Here is a 16536-nt window from a genome sequence, read left to right as displayed (position 1 = left end):
AAGTGTTAAATTATACTTCATATTTTATCAATAAGGGAGAGTTGTTACTATGACAAATAAAAAAACATTAAAGTTAGGTGCAATGATTCACGGCGTAGGTGGAGGATGGGGTGATTGGAGACATCCAGATTCACTACCAAATGCTAGTACAAATTTCAAGTTTTATAAACAACAAGCCTTAAAAGCAGAGGAAGGAAAATTTGATTTTGTCTTTATTGCGGACAGTGTATCAATAAATGAAAATTCAAGTCCCCATTATTTGAATCGGTTTGAACCCGTTACGATTTTGTCTGCACTCGCTGGTGTAACTGATCATGTTGGGCTAGTTGCGACAATCTCTACTAGTTATAGCGAGCCTTATACAGTTGCAAGACAGTTGGCTTCACTAGATCATATTAGTGGAGGTAGAGCTGGATGGAATGTGGTAACTTCTTGGCTTTCTGGATCTAGAGACAATTATAATAATAAAAATCTCCCTGAGCATTCGGAACGCTATAAAATAGCAGCTGAATTTCTTGATGTTGTAAAAGGTCTGTGGGATTCATGGGAAGATGATGCATTTGTCTATGATAAAGAATCGGGCATCTTTTTTGATAAAGAGAAGTTACATGCCTTAAATCATAAGGGAGATTACTTCTCAGTTAAAGGACCTTTAAACATCGCGCGTTCTAAGCAAGGTCAACCCGCTATTTTTCAAGCAGGAAAATCTGAATCAGGAAGAAACTTTAGTGCACAAAACGCCGATGCAATATTTGCTGGTGGTGGAAGTAAAGAAGAATTGAAAGAATATGCTCTTGATATAAAGCATAGAGCTCGCAATTTTGGAAGAAATCCAGACGAAATTTCTGTTTTACCTGGAATTTTACCGATAATTGGAGATACACAGGAAGACGCAGATCGGAAACAACAAGAACTAGCCAGTCTCATAACAATTGAAAAAGCTCTACACGCATTGGGGAGGCCATTTGATGATCACGACTTTTCTCAGTATCCACTTGATGAACCATTCCCCGATTTAGGTGAATTAGGAAATAATAGTCACCGAGGAATCTCAGGGGATATTAAAAGAATTGCAAAAGAAAACCATTTAACATTGCGTGAAGTAGCATTAAGATTTGCAACACCAAAAGGGGAGTTTGTAGGAACTCCAGAGAAAGTAGCAGATCTTATTCAACAATGGTTTGAAGAGGGAGTGGTTGATGGATTTATTATTCAGGCAGCAACGCCCAATGGGTTACCTGAATTTGTTGAGAGAGTGGTTCCAATATTACAAGAGCGTGGTTTATTTAGAAAAGAATACGATCATGACACATTGCGAGGTAATTTTGGCTTAAAGGTACCGATAAATCGATATTCAGAAAAGATATACCGATAATAAATTGATAAGTCAGGCGTGTTGATTGAGGAAATTAGGATAAATATTTGGTGTAATTCTAAAAAATCCTCTATCTTTAGCTCCATCTATATAGATCTTTGCTGTGGCTTGCTCGACTCCTCGAAAACGTGTGCGCATTTTCTTCGTGCGGTGTTGATTCAGGAAGTAAATTCGATGTCCTGCATGAGTCGTGCAAAGCGGTGGCGGAAATCAGCAAATACACTATATCGCGTGGAAAAAATTGGATAATCGTTGTATATAAATAGTAAGATCCTTGCTAAACAATTTATTGAGTAAGCTCAATAATAGGATTTGAACTGATTTAGTAATATGTAAAACATTTAACTATCAACACATAACGATCGAGTTAAAAATAATAATTATTTATTTGAATCAATTTCATAAATCATTTTCTTCTTAAAAAATCCGAACATTTAATAATAACTAATTTTGATAGTTGTGGAGCGGAAGACGGCGACTCCTACGGGAAAAGCTTGAGCTGAAAGCCCCGCAGGAACGTAGTGACGAGGAGATTGAAGCCAAGCCCGTGGAAAGCGCCGTCTGGAGCAGAACAAAAATTTATGAATATTAACGTCCATGTCGATTTAAAATGTTCGTGTTTTCTATCTAAATTTTGCATTGTGAAATTGATTCATTTAATATTTTTTAAAATTAGTTAGTTATTACATATTATATATAAATTTAATGAAAATAGATTGAGGAGGAATTGGAAATGAGTACTACAGTAAAGGAACAATCATTCGAAGAAATCGCTACAGAACTAGCAGAAAAATTTTCTGAAACAGCTATTGAAAGAGATCATGCAGGTGGAACTGCAAAAGCAGAAAGAGATTTAATCCGCAAAAGTGGATTATTAAAACTTTTGATTCCAACAGAATACGGTGGATTAGGTGGCAGCTGGCTTGATGTACTAAAAGTTGTACGAATTTTTGCTCGTGTAGATAGTTCGCTAGCACATGTATTTGGCTATCACTTTGTCAATTTGACAACACCACATTTATGCGGGAATGAAGAACAAAAAATCAGATACTACAGAGAAACGGCTCAAAAAAATCTATTCTGGGGTAATGCGTTCAATCCAGTAGACATTAAGTTAAAAGCGACAAAGCATGGTGATTACTATATTTTTGATGGAAAAAAGATTTTTTGCTCTGGAAGTGTAGATTCTGATTATTTATTAGTTTCTGCAACTTTGGATGGACTTGAGGAGCCTTTACTTGCTGTAATACCTACTAATCAAATTGGAATAGATATAAAAAACGACTGGGATAATTTTGGTCAAAGACAAACTGATAGTGGAACAGTTATCTTCAATCAAGTTCGAGTAGAGGAGAAGGATGTACTAAAAGGAGGATTTAATCAAAATGAGTTTTCCAAAATACGATTTAATATCGCAAGTTTTGCTTTAAATCATCTATATTTAGGAATTGTTGAAGGAGCATTTGAAGCGGCGAAAGAATACACCAAAACAACGACTCGTCCTCGCTCACCGCAACAAAGTTCAGCTATTGAAGATGCCATTATTCAACATCATTATGGTGAATTTTATGCTGAAATCGAAGCAGCAAAATTATTGGTAGAGCATTCAGATGAACTGTTCCAACAATTATGGGATAAAGGGAACGAGATTACTCCAGAAGAGAGAAAGAAATTGGACCGTGCAACAAACATAGCAAAAGTTGTAACAACAAAAGTAGGTCTAGATGTCACATCTCGTATTTTTGAAGTATTAAGTAGTCGTGCTACTGCAAATCGCTATGGCTTTGATCGTTATTGGAGAAACCTGCGCACAATGACATTGCATGTCCCAGTAGATGTCGCAATTCAAGAATTAGGTAAAAACATTCTTCTAGATTAAAGGATAGTAAAGAACGAAAGAAAATAGCTACTAAAAATTTAGATACAATTACATCGAAATATAACTGAAAATCGGAGGAAAATAGCGAATGAGATCAAGTCTATGGAAGAAAGGTATTCAAGCCTTAATAATCATGAGCCTATTATTGCTAACAGCTTGTGGCACTAAAGAAAAATCAGGAAATGGCTCGAAAAATCCTGAAGATTTAAAAGATAAAGTGTATAACATTAAAGTTGGTTACAGTGAAACAGGCGGTGCGCCATTATTAGATATTGCTACTCAAGAAGGGTATTTCAAGGAAGAGGGCGTAAACGTAGAACGTGTTGGATTTAAAAATTCAACGGATGGATTGAATGCATTACAAGCCGGAAAAATCGATGTAGGCCTTTCATTTGGAACAGCTGGACCTTTAACCTTTATTGCAAACGGTTCGGATTTTAGGATTATTGGGGGTCATTTAGAAGGTGGACATCCAATACTAGTCAAAAAAGAAGATAAAGATCAATATAAAACATTAGAAGATTTTAAAGGTAAAAAAGTCGGAACAATCCGTATTTTTACGTCTGATATTGTTTTTCGTAGTGCTTTAGCAGAAGCTGGAATCGACTGGGAAAAAGATTTGAATATTGTAGAATTTAAAACCGGTGGAGATTTGATCCAAGCTCTTTCCAGCGGAAAAGTGGATGCCGCTGTATCAGCTAATAGCTATTATGCCCAAGCCGTAGAAAGTGGTTTAGTACCGGTTACTTGGAGTAATGATTTACAACCGGGACATGTCTGCTGTCGAGTAGTAACAAGGGAAAAACTATTGAAGAAAGATAATGGAGAAGGCTATAAGCGCTTTTTAAAAGCATTAATCAGAGCTGAACGCGCGAAAAAAGAAGAACCTGAAGTAGCGATCAAAGCTGCTCGTCAATATTTTAAAGGCGTAGATGATAAAGTGATCGATTCTATTGTAAACGAAAAACATTCTAACTATTCCGCAGATCCAAATAAAAAAAGTGTTATAAAAATGTGGAATCAAATGCAGAAAATCGGCTATATCAAAAATACAAAAGATTTAGATGTCAACGAATATATCAATATTGAATTATATGAAAAAGCTTTAAAAGAGCTTATAAAAGAAAATCCAACAGATACTTATTATAAAAAGTTATTAAAAGAATTCGTATTACAAGATGAATAACAGTCAGAAGTAAAACATGTCATCAATAAACACTGTATTCGATAACAGATTGGCTCATCATCAAAAGTCGGGATGATATTTATAAAGTAGTGTAAATGAGCCGAAGCGTAGCCAGTGAGCCTACTAGGGGTCAAGCGTCCGATGTGGTCTTGGAGCGATTGAAGGAACGGAGTCTAAGAATGCCGCGTTCTGTGGCAATGACTCCGTGACCACCATCCTGTTGACCAGAAGCAGCTCATCGGATACCACTGGCTCCTAAAAAGTACATTGGCAGGGCGCAAGTCAACTCCAAGTTTTGGTTCCTGTGATGAACCAACAAATTCTATAGTAGGGGATTTTTCAGGCATAGTGATCAGAAAAATAAGATGACTATGGGTGATATATTTTCAACTTCTATACAGTAAAATTGTTGAAAATTAAGGATACTATTGTTTCGAAAAAACATTATATCGTGGGTCATATTATTGGTAAAAAAGATCCTCCATAAAGTGATTACTATTTTTGCTATTTGTCTATGTAGTTTTGAGATTACACAAAAAATGAATATTTTCTAGGTTTGCTATTCGGGAAGAATAGTAAGCAAAAATGTATGTTTTTCTTTGTTGGCTCGTAAATTTTTGTTTAAAAGGAGGTTCAATGAGATGGGGAATGGTGTTCAACTTGAAATAAAACAGCTAACAAAACGGTTTGGTTCAAAAAGTGTGTTAAAGGGATTGAACTTGAAAATCCAAAAGGGGCAATTTGTTGCGATCGTTGGTAAAAGCGGTTGTGGAAAAAGCACTTTGCTGAGACATATTGCTGCACTTGAAACGCCAACTGGAGGAAAAATTATTCAAAATGGCGTTACGCTGGGTAAAACGAATGATCTAGTTCGCTTTATGTTCCAAGAAGATCGATTATTGCCTTGGCTCTCAATTATTGAGAATGTTGGAGTTGGGCTTGGTTTAAAGGATCAATGGCAGCATGCCTCTCAAGAAGCTTTAAAACAAGTTGGGTTAGAAGACTATGAAAATGAATGGCCATCTGTATTATCGGGAGGACAAAGGCAGCGTGTTGCATTAGCCAGAGCATTAGTGGCCAATCCTCGTCTATTACTGTTTGATGAACCTCTAGGAGCATTAGATGCCTTGACAAGAATGGAAATGCAAGAGTTGATAGAAAAGTTATGGCTGGATCAAAGATATACATCGATTTTGGTAACACATGATATAAGTGAGGCCATCGTCTTAGCAGATCGTGTTATTTTGTTAGAAGAAGGTTCTGTAAAATTGGATATTGCCATTGATCTACCAAGACCTAGACAACGTTCGAGTGTTGAGTTTGTAAACTATGAAAAATTAGTTTTGTCACATGTTTTAAATAAAAAAGAAGGAATAAATGAAGTTTCAGAGATAGTCAATCAAAAAGAAACGGAATCGGCATTATCAAAATATAGCGTTTAAAGGGGTGAAATAAAGTAAATGAAAAATTTTATCAAAAATTTAATGAACTGCATGCTAATAGCTTCTTTATTGTTATTAATAGTAGGATGTGGAAAAAACGCAGAAAGTAAAGGAACTATTCGTATTGGTTATCAAAAAAATGGTACCACTCTGCTATTAAAGGATAAAGGTGAACTAGAAAAAGCATTAAAAGAAAAAGGATACAAAGTAGAATGGTCGGAGTTTAATACAGCAACATCTATTTTAGAGGCTTTGAATGCGAAAAGCATTGATTTTGCCAATGCAGGTGATGCACCATCAGTTATGGCATTATCAAAAGGAATGGATTTTAAATATATAGCAAGTGAGCCTTCAGCTCCTGATACAGAGGGTATTCTTGTACGTGGAAACAGTAACATTAAAACAGTGGCAGATTTAAAAGGAAAAAAAGTCGCTTATAATAAAGCTTCGATTGCGGAATATTTACTCGTACAAGCCTTAAAGAAAGAAGGATTAAAAATTGATGATGTAGAATCCGTCATCCTAAATCCTCCAGATGCGAGTGTAGCGTTCAAAAATGGAGAAGTAGATGCATGGGTTGTTTGGGATCCATACATGACTGCGTCTGCCGCAAATGGAAACCAAGTGATAGCGACTTCTAAGGGAATTGTGCCATATCGTTCTTTCTATTTTGCTACAGCAGATATTCTTAAAAAAGACGAAGATGTCGTAAAAACTGTGGTGAAACATATTCAAAGTGTTGGTAAAAATATTGATGAAGATCCTTCGGAAGCGGCTCAAGTGTTAGAAACAAATACTGGTATTAAGTCTGATACATGGATAACAGCACTTAAAAAGAAATCTTCCAATCCTCAATATATGGATCAAGAAGCAATTACTGATTTAACGCAACAAGCAAAAGAACTTAAAGAAATTGGATTAATTGATCAAGAAGTAAAAATTGCAGATTATGTGTGGGCGCCTTAAATCTGGAGGGGATCAATATGAAATCATTTGCAAAACATTTTTTTGATAAACTATCGCCCTGGTTTCTTCCAATAGGGTTGATACTTATTTGGCAAATTTCATCAAGTTTAGGAACCTTATCAAATCAAATATTACCTTCACCGATAGATGTGTTAAAAGCTGCTATTACACAAACACAGTCAGGCGTGTTATTGGAAAACTTGAAGATTAGTTTTTTGCGTGCTATTACAGGGTTTGTGATTGGCGGGACGCTAGGCCTATTATTTGGAATAATAAATGGAAGTTCAAAATCTGCTCAGAAATATTTAGATACTACTATTCAAATGTTACGTAATATCCCAAATCTAGCGATGATCCCATTAGTCATTATATGGTTCGGAGTAGGGGAAGAGGGTAAAATTTTTTTAGTAGCAATTAGTGTATTTTTCCCTATCTATATCAATACGTATCATGGTATTAAATCAGTAGATCCGAAATTTATCGAAATGGGTAAGATTTATGGTCTATCGAAAATAAAACTTTTCTATAAAGTTATTTTTTTAGGTGCTCTTCCATCTATTCTAATAGGTATTCGTTATGCTTTAGGTGTCATGTGGCTTACATTGATCGTAGCAGAAACGGTTGCGGCAAGTTCAGGAATTGGCTACATGTCGATGAATGCGAGAGAGTTTATGCAATTAGACGTCGTAGTTTTATCGATTTTGTTGTATTCGCTTTTAGGGAAAATAGCCGATTCATTAGCAAAATTACTAGAATATCGATTGCTAAGCTGGAATCCCATATATCGGCGACATGGAAAAGAAGGCTAAGTCTGATAGTTTCAACTAACAGATAGCGGGGAAATGAAGAAAACTGCTACATTATGTATAGTTTAACCTTATTTAAGAATAATATATTTAAAATCATACTAATTGAATAGATATACTATATAATATAGAGTATATCTCAAATATTCTGAATGTTATTTAGAAAGGAAAATGCAGGATGACAATTGAAAACAGAAATACTTTTAACTTCGACACCATTGCTCTACATGAAGGTCAATGGGTCGATCCAATCACTCGCTCAAGAGCAGTTCCACTTTATCAAACCACCTCTTATGTATTTGATGATACGGAGCATGCAGCCAATTTATTTAAATTGAACGGGGAGGGCTATATTTATTCAAGAAATGGTAATCCAACAAATGATGTCTTTGAAAAAAGGCTCGCGGGTTTGGAGGGTGGAGTTGGTGCATTTGCAGTTTCCTCAGGACAAGCAGCAATTACAGTCGCTCTACTAACTATTGCGAAAGCAGGAGATGAAATCGTTTCGACAAATGCTTTATATGGTGGAACATATTCATTATTTGCTAAAACATTTCAACGGTTTGGTGTGACTGTTCATTTTGTAGACGGAGCTGATTTAAGTCAGGTAGAACAAGCTATTAATGAAAAAACAAAAGCTGTTTATACTGAAACGATTGGTAATCCAAGCCTACAAATTGCGGATATCGAAGCACTTAGCGAGTTAGCGCACAAACATGACATTCCATTAGTAGTTGATAATACTTTTACAACGCCATATTTGCTAAAGCCTATTGATTTTGGGGCAGATATTGTTATTCATTCGACAACGAAATTTATCGGTGGGCATGGTACTTCAATTGGAGGCGCTATTGTAGATGCTGGCAAATTTAATTGGGCTAATGGGAAATTCCCAGAATTCACAGAGAAGGTTCCTAATTTAGATGATCGTTCTTTCATTGAGTTAGCACATGAACAAGCCTTTATTGTGAAAGCACGTTTTGAATTAGGTCACGATCTGGGAACAACATTATCTCCTTTTAATGCATGGTTATTTATTCAAGGATTAGAATCATTACCTGTTCGAGTAAAACAGCATGTAGCAAATGCACAAAAAGTAGCCGAGTATCTGGCTCAGCATGAGGATGTCGCTTGGGTCAATTATCCAACCTTAGAAGGGGACCCTCAGCAAAAACTTGCAGCTAAATATTTGCCAAAAGGTGCGGGATCCATCTTCAGTTTTGGTATTAAAGGCGGTTTAGAAGCAGCTAAAACATTTATCAATTCTGTTCAATTACTATCTCATGTTGCCAATGTAGGAGACTCAAAGACATTGGTTATTCATCCAGCAAGTACATCACATTCAAGATTATCCACAGAAGAACAAATAAGCAGTGGTGTATTCCCAGAGCTTGTACGAATCTCTGTTGGATTAGAAGACATCGATGATATTTTAGCCGATTTGAACCAAGCTCTACAAAAAGCTAGCCAAACGGTTCAACATATAAAATAACAGATGCTGTTGGTCAGGAAAAGATAGGGTGAAAATAACACAAGAGAAGCATCTTTGCTGCTATATGGATTGCTCGACTTCCACGTATAAAGTAAAGAAACTTTAGATCCGGAGCGATTTAAGGAAATATAAAGATGATACAATATTTGTATTTTCAAAATAAAAAGTATTGATAAGATTGATCCCACATGTAATGGGTAGCAAAATTCCATTGTGTGAAGTTTCACTGAAGAAGGATTCTGGTGTACATTTGTTTGTCACTAGAATCTTTTTTTAAAGGGGGACTATCCCAAATGAAAATAGTACGCTAGAGGTAGCATTCTATTATGCTAATTTTTTGATGTAAGCACAGAAATTCATATAGATTTTTAAATGCGGCAATTACAGGAATAGAAAATATAATATGTATTTTATTTGAATCAATTTCATAATGCAAAATTTAGATGAAAAACACGAACATTTCGAATCAACATGAACATTAATATTCAGAAGTTTTTGTTCCGCTCCAGACGGCGCTTTCCACGGGCTTGGCTTCAATCTCCTCGTCACTACGTTCCTGCGGGGCTTTCAGCTCAAGCTTTTCCCGTAGGAGTCGCCGTCTTCCGCTCCACAACTATCAAAATTAGTTATTCTTAAATGTTCGTATTTTTTAAAAAGAAAATGATTTATGGAATTGATTCATTTATAAAAATAAATAAAGGATTGTTTATAGGGCTTTTTAAGCATCCTTCTTTTAAAAAGGAGTATGACATATAAATGGATCTAAAGACGATAAAAACGTTTAAGACGGTAGTGAAATTTAGTAGCTTTCAACGTGCCGCTGAAGAATTAAATTATGCACAATCTACCATAACGATGCATATTAAAAGTCTTGAGGAAGAGTTGAATGTCACTTTGTTAGAAAGAGGAAAGAACTTTCAACTAACGGAAGCAGGAAGATTATTAAATGACAAAGGAGACTTACTTCTTAAAGGATTTGATAGTTTAAAAAATGCGATGGAAGAGTTATTGAATGGAGAATCCGGTGTCATTCGTTTAGGGGTCATGGAACCTACTGCTAGCTACCGTATTCCTTCAATATTAAAACAATTTATAGAGAGATATCCGAAAATCCAACTTAGTATTCAAATTCATAGCAATAACGCGTTGATCGATATGGTAAAAAAAGAAGAAATCGATCTAGCTCTTTGTACGGCACCAGAAATGTCCCAAGATACAGTTTTTCTACCTCTTTTTCAAGAAAAGGTAGTGTTATTAGTTCCAGAATCCCATCCATTGTCTGGAAATGAAAATGTATATTTAAGAAATCTTCAAGATGAAAATTTGCTAACGACTTCTACAGTATGTCCATTTCGCCGTAACTTTGAAAAACAAGCGATTAATGCAGGGATCAATCCGCACTATGGAATCGAAATAAGTAATATGCTTGGCTTAAAGTATTACGTGCAAGAACAATACGGGATTGCTGTTGTGCCTCTCATTGCCGTTACCCCTCCCCCTGAAGGAACCGTCATTAAACAGATTATGGATTTTGAAAAAGGTTTAACAGTAGGATTGCTACGTAAAGCAGATTCGTTTCATGACGGAGTTGCGATGAAATTTTTAATAGAAGTCATTCAAAAACACTTAGGAAGTCTACATGAATGATCAAAGAATGTTCATCATTTGACTTCACTTTTTTTGAATTTTTTCTTCGTATTTTTCAATTATACAAAACGATTCAATTAAGTTAGAGTAATAGTATAAGTTTATTCTTACTATTTGAATATGTTTTGTTTTATTTAAAAGGCTTTGTTTGATCATTGTGTTGGTCTACATCCGTTTTGATGCAGGAGGGCGCTTTCTACGAGCAGACCAAGAATTCTTCTGCTGAAGATGAATGGATAAAAAAAACAATATCATGCAGCAAGGTCATTTAAAAAGGAGAGAAAAGAAGATGTTAATTGCAGCAGTTATTGATGAAAAAGAAACAATTTTACCGATTGTGGAGGGAACGATTTTACGTATTTTTGATACTGAAACAAGCAGGGCAGAAGATTTTCCTAATCCTGCAGTACAGCTAAAAACAGGTAGAAGAGGCGCCGCTTTGCGGTTTGCGGAAGAAAAAGGGGCGACCACTTTTGTGGCACCACCGAACACTTTTTGTGAATTATCCTATAAAGCGGCACAGGAAGATAAAGTTGAGTTTATCCATATTCCATCGGACACAGCTTTCCCAAATTTTAAGCAATCTTTCTTAAACGGTGAAATCAAAGTGCAGGCATTTTTACCTGACAAGGAAATCTTACCAAGCTAAATAATGTTTTTTAAAATTATAAACGATAGAGGAGGAATAAAAATGGTTGAATTCATTACAATGGCACCTACTTCTGGAGATGGTGAATATGTTGGTACGGTCAATGCTGGAGAAAAATTTGATGGCTGGACAGGGACAAGTGAAAGTGCTTCTAGACTTGCAACACCCGAATATATCCAAGCCATTGCAAAAGCTACTGAAGAAGGCGGTTTTTCTACATTACTATTACCTGTTGGAGCAAATTGCTTAGACTCATTAGTTTTAGCGGCCAACTTAATTGCACATACGGACAAATTAAACATTTTGTTCGCCGTCCGCCCCGGCTTTGTATCACCTACAGTATTTGCTAAACAATTTGCAACACTTGATCAATGGTCAAATGGCAGAGTGCATTTTAATATTGTGACAGGTGGTTCCCCTGCAGAATTAGGAGCAGACGGAGACTTTTTAGATCATGATGCACGCTATCGACGAACGAAAGAATTTATTCAAATATTGAATCGCCTATTCTCAGGTGAGACATTTGATTATAATGGCGAATTTTATCAGTTGAAAAATGCGAAATTATTAGTAAAACCTACGAAGCGACCTCAAGTATTTTTTGGAGGATCGTCACCCATTGCCAAAAAAGTAGCTGCTGAATTAGCAGATGTTTATATGCTTTGGGGGGAAACATTAGAAAATACAAAGATAGAGCTTGATGAAATTAAAAAATTAGTTGCAGAGCAGCAAAGAGAAGTTAGCTATAGTATCTCTTTCCAAATCGTATTAGGAGATACTGAGGAAGAAGCATGGAACAATGCGAATAAATTAATCAGTCGAATAGATCATGCTGCATTAGAATTTAAAAACGGTTTAAATACTAATGGGGAAGCAGTTGGTGTGAAACGTCTGCATCATTTAATGGAGGATTCAAAAGAAAATAACTTTAAAATCGGACCTAATTTATGGGCTGGATTGACACAAGTACTTTCTGGTAATTCCATTGCGCTGGTAGGAACGCCAGACCAAATCGCAGATCGAATTGTTGAATTTGTGGAGTTAGGCTTCGATAAAGTGCTATTACGTGGTTTTCCACATCTAGAAACAGCTGAAAATGTTGCCACATATATCATTCCTAGAGTAAAAGAACGTCTTGCTAAAAAGCAATTAGCCTAATGAATCTTACCAAGATGGAAGAAGTTTAGTACAAAAAATGAGAGTTTGAAATTATGTAGTTAATCATCATTGAAAGCGAGGTGCAATAAGCTACAAACATATTCAAAAGATGTAACTTTCCATTCTATGTTTAGTAGCTGAATAAGATATGGAAAAAAAACAAATGAAATTGGGATTATTTTTGATGGGAACAGGACATCATATTGCTTCGTGGAGACACCCTGATGTTCAAGCGGATGGAAATGAAGATTTAAAATATTTTCAGAATATAGCAAAAATTGCTGAAAATGCAAAACTTGATATGCTGTTTTTAAGTGATGGTTTGTCCTTTACTAAATTGTCGCATCCAGCAGAGCTTGTTCGATTTGAGCCGATTACATTAATTGCTTCATTATCAGCTATTACAAAAAACATTGGATTTGTCGCTACGGCGTCTACTACCTATAATGAGCCTTTTCATATCGCTCGGAAATTTTCTTCTTTAGATCATCTGAATGGTGGACGTTCTGCATGGAATGTGGTGACTTCCTATTATCAAACAGAAGCGAATAATTTCAATCAACAAAGTCACTTAGATCACTCGTTGCGCTATGAAAAAGCAACCGAGTTTGTGGAAGTCGTAAAAGGTTTATGGGATAGCTGGGAAGAAGATGCATTAGTACGAGATAAGGAATCTGGCGTTTTCTTTCATCCAGATAAACTGCATGCATTAGATTTTAAAGGAAAATACTATTCTGTCAAAGGGCCACTCAATTCATCACGTTCACCACAGGGAAGACCTGTTATTGTTCAAGCTGGTTCTTCTGAAGCAGGGACGGATTTAGCAGCCGAAACAGCAGATGTTATTTTTACTGCTCAACAAACATTAGAAGAAGCCCAAGCTTTTTATAAAAAAGTAAAGCAAAAAGTTGTAGACTTTGGACGTTCTCCAGATGATGTCAAAATTATGCCGGGCGTTTCACCTTACGTTGGAAAAACGGTGGAGGAGGCATATGAAAAATATGAGAAGCTACAGCAGCTTATTACACCCGAAATAGGATTAGACTTCTTGTCAGAATATCTTGGTGGTTTTGATGTATCAGGCTATGACTTGGATGGACCTTTGCCAGATGTGATACCAGAAACAAATGGCAATAAAAGCCGTCGCCAACTCATCATTGATTTGGCAAAACGTGAAAATTTGACTATTCGAGAACTGTATTTGAGAGTTGCTGGTTCAAGAGGGCATCGTATTATATTTGGGACACCAGAACAAATTGCTGATCAATTAGAAGAATGGATATCTAATGATGCAGCTGATGGATTCAATCTTATGTTCTCGCATCTTCCCAATAGTCTAGAAGACTTTGTTACAACGGTTGTACCAATTCTTCAACAACGTGGAATATTCCGTACCGAATATGAGGGGGATACTTTACGTAAGAACCTCGGTCTTCCGAAAGTGGAAAATCGATATACGGAAGAGCAAGTAAAAATATAATAGGACAAGTTGATCAGCATGACAGGTTTTTAGAGAAAAAAGATGAAAGGCTACCTCCCTTCAATGTACCAAAGTTTGCACATTTCTTAGTAGGTAGGTAGCCTTTTTTATGAAAATTATTTTTTTAATACATCATGATCGACATAGCGTTCGCCATTTAATTCGCTGAGTAAGTTCACAGCTACTGCTGCTCCATCACCTGCTGTAATGATTGTATGGACGCTTACACCTGCACATGTACCAGCTGCCCAGATGCCTTCTATATTTGTTTTTCCTTGAGCATCCACGTCAAAAATGGTTTTTACTCGAGGCTCGGTACCAGCTTTCGTTGCAAGACCAGTAGCCTCTGCTAATTCAGTAAGGAAACCGGTTGCTAAGATGATTTGTTTTGCTTCTACCGTATTGTTTTCTGTAACGATTTGGAAGCCTTCAGTCGTTTTTTTAATGTCTGTTACTTTTGCTTCCACAAGTTCGGCGCCAAATTTTTTTGCTTGTTTTAAACCTGTTTCTACTAAATCAGGGCCAGAAATACCATCAGCACCATAATGATTATCTAGCCATGCTCTTTTGGTAATCCCTTGATTGCTATCAAAAATAACTGTTTTCTTTCCAGCCTTTGCAGTGAAGATTGCAGCGCTACCTCCAGCGGGGCCAGCACCAATAATTGCGATATCATACATATTAGAATTCCTCCTTTTCCTATCTATTTTACCAAATAAAAATTGAGCATTCTAAAAATATGATTTTAATTTTAGGGTCTCTGGCAAAATATGTGCTTGAAGAAATGAACATGCATATTTATTGGTGAAAAATAGTAGTTAATTTTAACTCCATTTATCATGGGGATCTTTTTTTAAATTAGTATCATAAAAAGAAATTTTTAAATTGATAGAATTTTTTTATTAATGAGTTATTGATTTAAAAAGTTTGGGATGATAATATAGATAACAATAAAAAACTATAATTCAAATCTATAAAGTAGGAATAAAAAATGTGAATATTGGCAAACATTCTTTAATTCGAAAAATAGATTTTATGTATGGGCTCTGTTGATCAATATTGTTGGTTTTGTCCACATATCGCTTTTCATTAAAGTGTGACTCATCATCTAAAGTAAAACTTTAACACAGTAGGAGGCCTTACTACTGTTCTTGCGGGATAAAGCTTTTCCGCAAAGAAATGGGCGAACATCGACAATACTACTAAACAAAACCTATGAATAATAAACTACTAGATTAGAGGTTAATAAGATGAACAATAGCAATCAAACGATTCGTAACGAGCGTGATGCAAGATTAGTGGAATATGCAGAACGTATTGCCAAGCAACTTAGTGAAACAGCTTCTGACTACGATGAAAAGGGAGAATTCCCTTTCGAACACTTTAAGATTTTAGAAAAAGAAGGCTATTTTAAATTAACGATCCCAAAGGAATATGGTGGAGAAGATCTTTCATTGTATGAAGTTCTACTTGTACAAGAAAGAATCGCGAAAGCTTCTGGTTCTACGGCACTCGCTGTTGGCTGGCATCTGATGACGTTCTTTAGCCTAAATGACTTTAGACCATGGAAAGAAGAAACATTTGCGCGAATTTGTAAAGAAGCTGTAGAAGAAGGCTCCCTTTTAAACGTTTATATTACAGAACGTGCGACAGGAAATATTATACGAGGCGGAAATCCAGGGACGATTGCAAAGAAAACAGAAGGCGGCTATATCATCACAGGGAGAAAAGCTTTTACTACATTAGCCCCTTATGTGAAACATTTTACTGTTCTAGCTTATATCGAAGAAGAAGATATCACTGCTGAGTTTTTGATCGAGAAAAATGAATCGGTTGAATTGATTGATACATGGAATGTGCTAGGAATGAGAGGTACTGGTAGTATCGATATCGCATTGCATGATGTGTTTGTACCAGATGAAGCGTTACTGGCTTATTCGGAAAAAGGGAAACCAACACGTTTTAATGGTAATAGTAGTGCCTATACTTTACAATTGCCAGCAATTTACTTAGGAATCGCTACAGCTGCAAGAGACTTTATTATTAAATATGCCGATGAAAAATATTCGCCAAGTTTAGGCAACGTTATATTAGAGGCACCACATGTTCAGCAAAAAATTGGTGAAATTGAAATTCTTATCGCAGTTTCCCGCACATTGTTATATAGCATAGCAGAAAAATGGGACAACAATGAGCACTTAAGAGATAAGTTGAGAAATGAAGTAGCTATTACCAAATATACAGTATGTAACAATGCGGTAAAAATCGTTGAATTAGCCAATCAGATTGCAGGTGGTCACTCGTTATCGAAAGATCTACCTCTAGAAAGATATTTCAGGGATGTACAATGTGGTTTATATAATCCACCATTAAATGATATGGTTGTGAGTCTTGTTTCTAATTCTGCTATTGAAAGTTATCGGAATAATAAGAAAACACACCAATTAAACTAGGAG

The 16536-nt window shown here is 35.9% G+C and carries 13 protein-coding genes; 12 read left to right on the top strand and 1 reads right to left on the bottom strand.

Annotated features, from left to right (window positions below; genetic code table 11):
* The first annotated feature begins 49 nt into the window (after positions 1–49).
* From FEU33_RS16870 to FEU33_RS16820, 11 genes are all read left to right on the top strand, one after another.
* A complete protein-coding gene (locus FEU33_RS16870) occupies positions 50–1375 on the top strand; it encodes an LLM class flavin-dependent oxidoreductase (RefSeq protein WP_146550653.1) in 1326 nt (441 codons plus the stop codon).
* 733 nt (positions 1376–2108) lie between these two features.
* Entirely contained in the window at positions 2109–3254 is a 1146-nt protein-coding gene (locus FEU33_RS16865) for an acyl-CoA dehydrogenase family protein (RefSeq protein ID WP_146550652.1), read from the top strand.
* 88 nt (positions 3255–3342) lie between these two features.
* Positions 3343–4440, top strand: a complete 1098-nt coding sequence (locus tag FEU33_RS16860) for an ABC transporter substrate-binding protein (protein WP_146550651.1) — start codon at positions 3343–3345, stop codon at positions 4438–4440.
* Between the two features lie 641 nt (positions 4441–5081).
* Positions 5082–5882, top strand: a complete 801-nt coding sequence (locus FEU33_RS16855) for an ATP-binding cassette domain-containing protein (protein WP_146550650.1) — start codon at positions 5082–5084, stop codon at positions 5880–5882.
* Positions 5883–5900: 18 nt separating this feature from the next.
* A complete protein-coding gene (locus FEU33_RS16850; protein WP_186731466.1) occupies positions 5901–6848 on the top strand; it encodes an aliphatic sulfonate ABC transporter substrate-binding protein in 948 nt (315 codons plus the stop codon).
* A 17-nt stretch (positions 6849–6865) separates the two neighbouring features.
* A complete protein-coding gene (locus FEU33_RS16845) occupies positions 6866–7657 on the top strand; it encodes an ABC transporter permease subunit (RefSeq protein ID WP_146550649.1) in 792 nt (263 codons plus the stop codon).
* Positions 7658–7832: 175 nt separating this feature from the next.
* Positions 7833–9146: an O-acetylhomoserine aminocarboxypropyltransferase/cysteine synthase family protein gene (locus FEU33_RS16840; protein ID WP_146550648.1), complete on the top strand. Its 1314-nt coding sequence runs from the start codon at positions 7833–7835 to the stop codon at positions 9144–9146.
* Between the two features lie 756 nt (positions 9147–9902).
* Positions 9903–10793, top strand: coding sequence for a LysR family transcriptional regulator (locus FEU33_RS16835; protein WP_146550647.1), 891 nt, complete (start codon positions 9903–9905; stop codon positions 10791–10793).
* Positions 10794–11082: 289 nt separating this feature from the next.
* Complete coding sequence (locus tag FEU33_RS16830; RefSeq protein ID WP_243881397.1) at positions 11083–11442, top strand: hypothetical protein; 360 nt, start codon at positions 11083–11085, stop codon at positions 11440–11442.
* 42 nt (positions 11443–11484) lie between these two features.
* Entirely contained in the window at positions 11485–12600 is a 1116-nt protein-coding gene (locus FEU33_RS16825; protein WP_146550646.1) for an LLM class flavin-dependent oxidoreductase, read from the top strand.
* A 148-nt stretch (positions 12601–12748) separates the two neighbouring features.
* Positions 12749–14080: an LLM class flavin-dependent oxidoreductase gene (locus FEU33_RS16820; RefSeq protein ID WP_146550645.1), complete on the top strand. Its 1332-nt coding sequence runs from the start codon at positions 12749–12751 to the stop codon at positions 14078–14080.
* 116 nt (positions 14081–14196) lie between these two features.
* Here the strand turns inward: FEU33_RS16820 and FEU33_RS16815 are convergent, their stop codons facing one another.
* Complete coding sequence (locus FEU33_RS16815; RefSeq protein WP_146550644.1) at positions 14197–14760, bottom strand: FAD-dependent oxidoreductase; 564 nt, start codon at positions 14758–14760, stop codon at positions 14197–14199.
* 570 nt (positions 14761–15330) lie between these two features.
* Here FEU33_RS16815 and FEU33_RS16810 point away from each other — a divergent pair.
* Entirely contained in the window at positions 15331–16533 is a 1203-nt protein-coding gene (locus FEU33_RS16810) for an acyl-CoA dehydrogenase family protein (RefSeq protein WP_146550643.1), read from the top strand.
* The last annotated feature ends 3 nt before the right edge of the window (positions 16534–16536 follow it).

The sequence above is a fragment of the Rummeliibacillus suwonensis genome (assembly GCF_007896435.1).
Classification (GTDB): Bacteria; Bacillota; Bacilli; order Bacillales_A; family Planococcaceae; genus Rummeliibacillus; species Rummeliibacillus suwonensis.
Note: the sequence above shows the minus strand (reverse complement) of the source record. Positions and strands in the feature narration are given on the sequence as shown.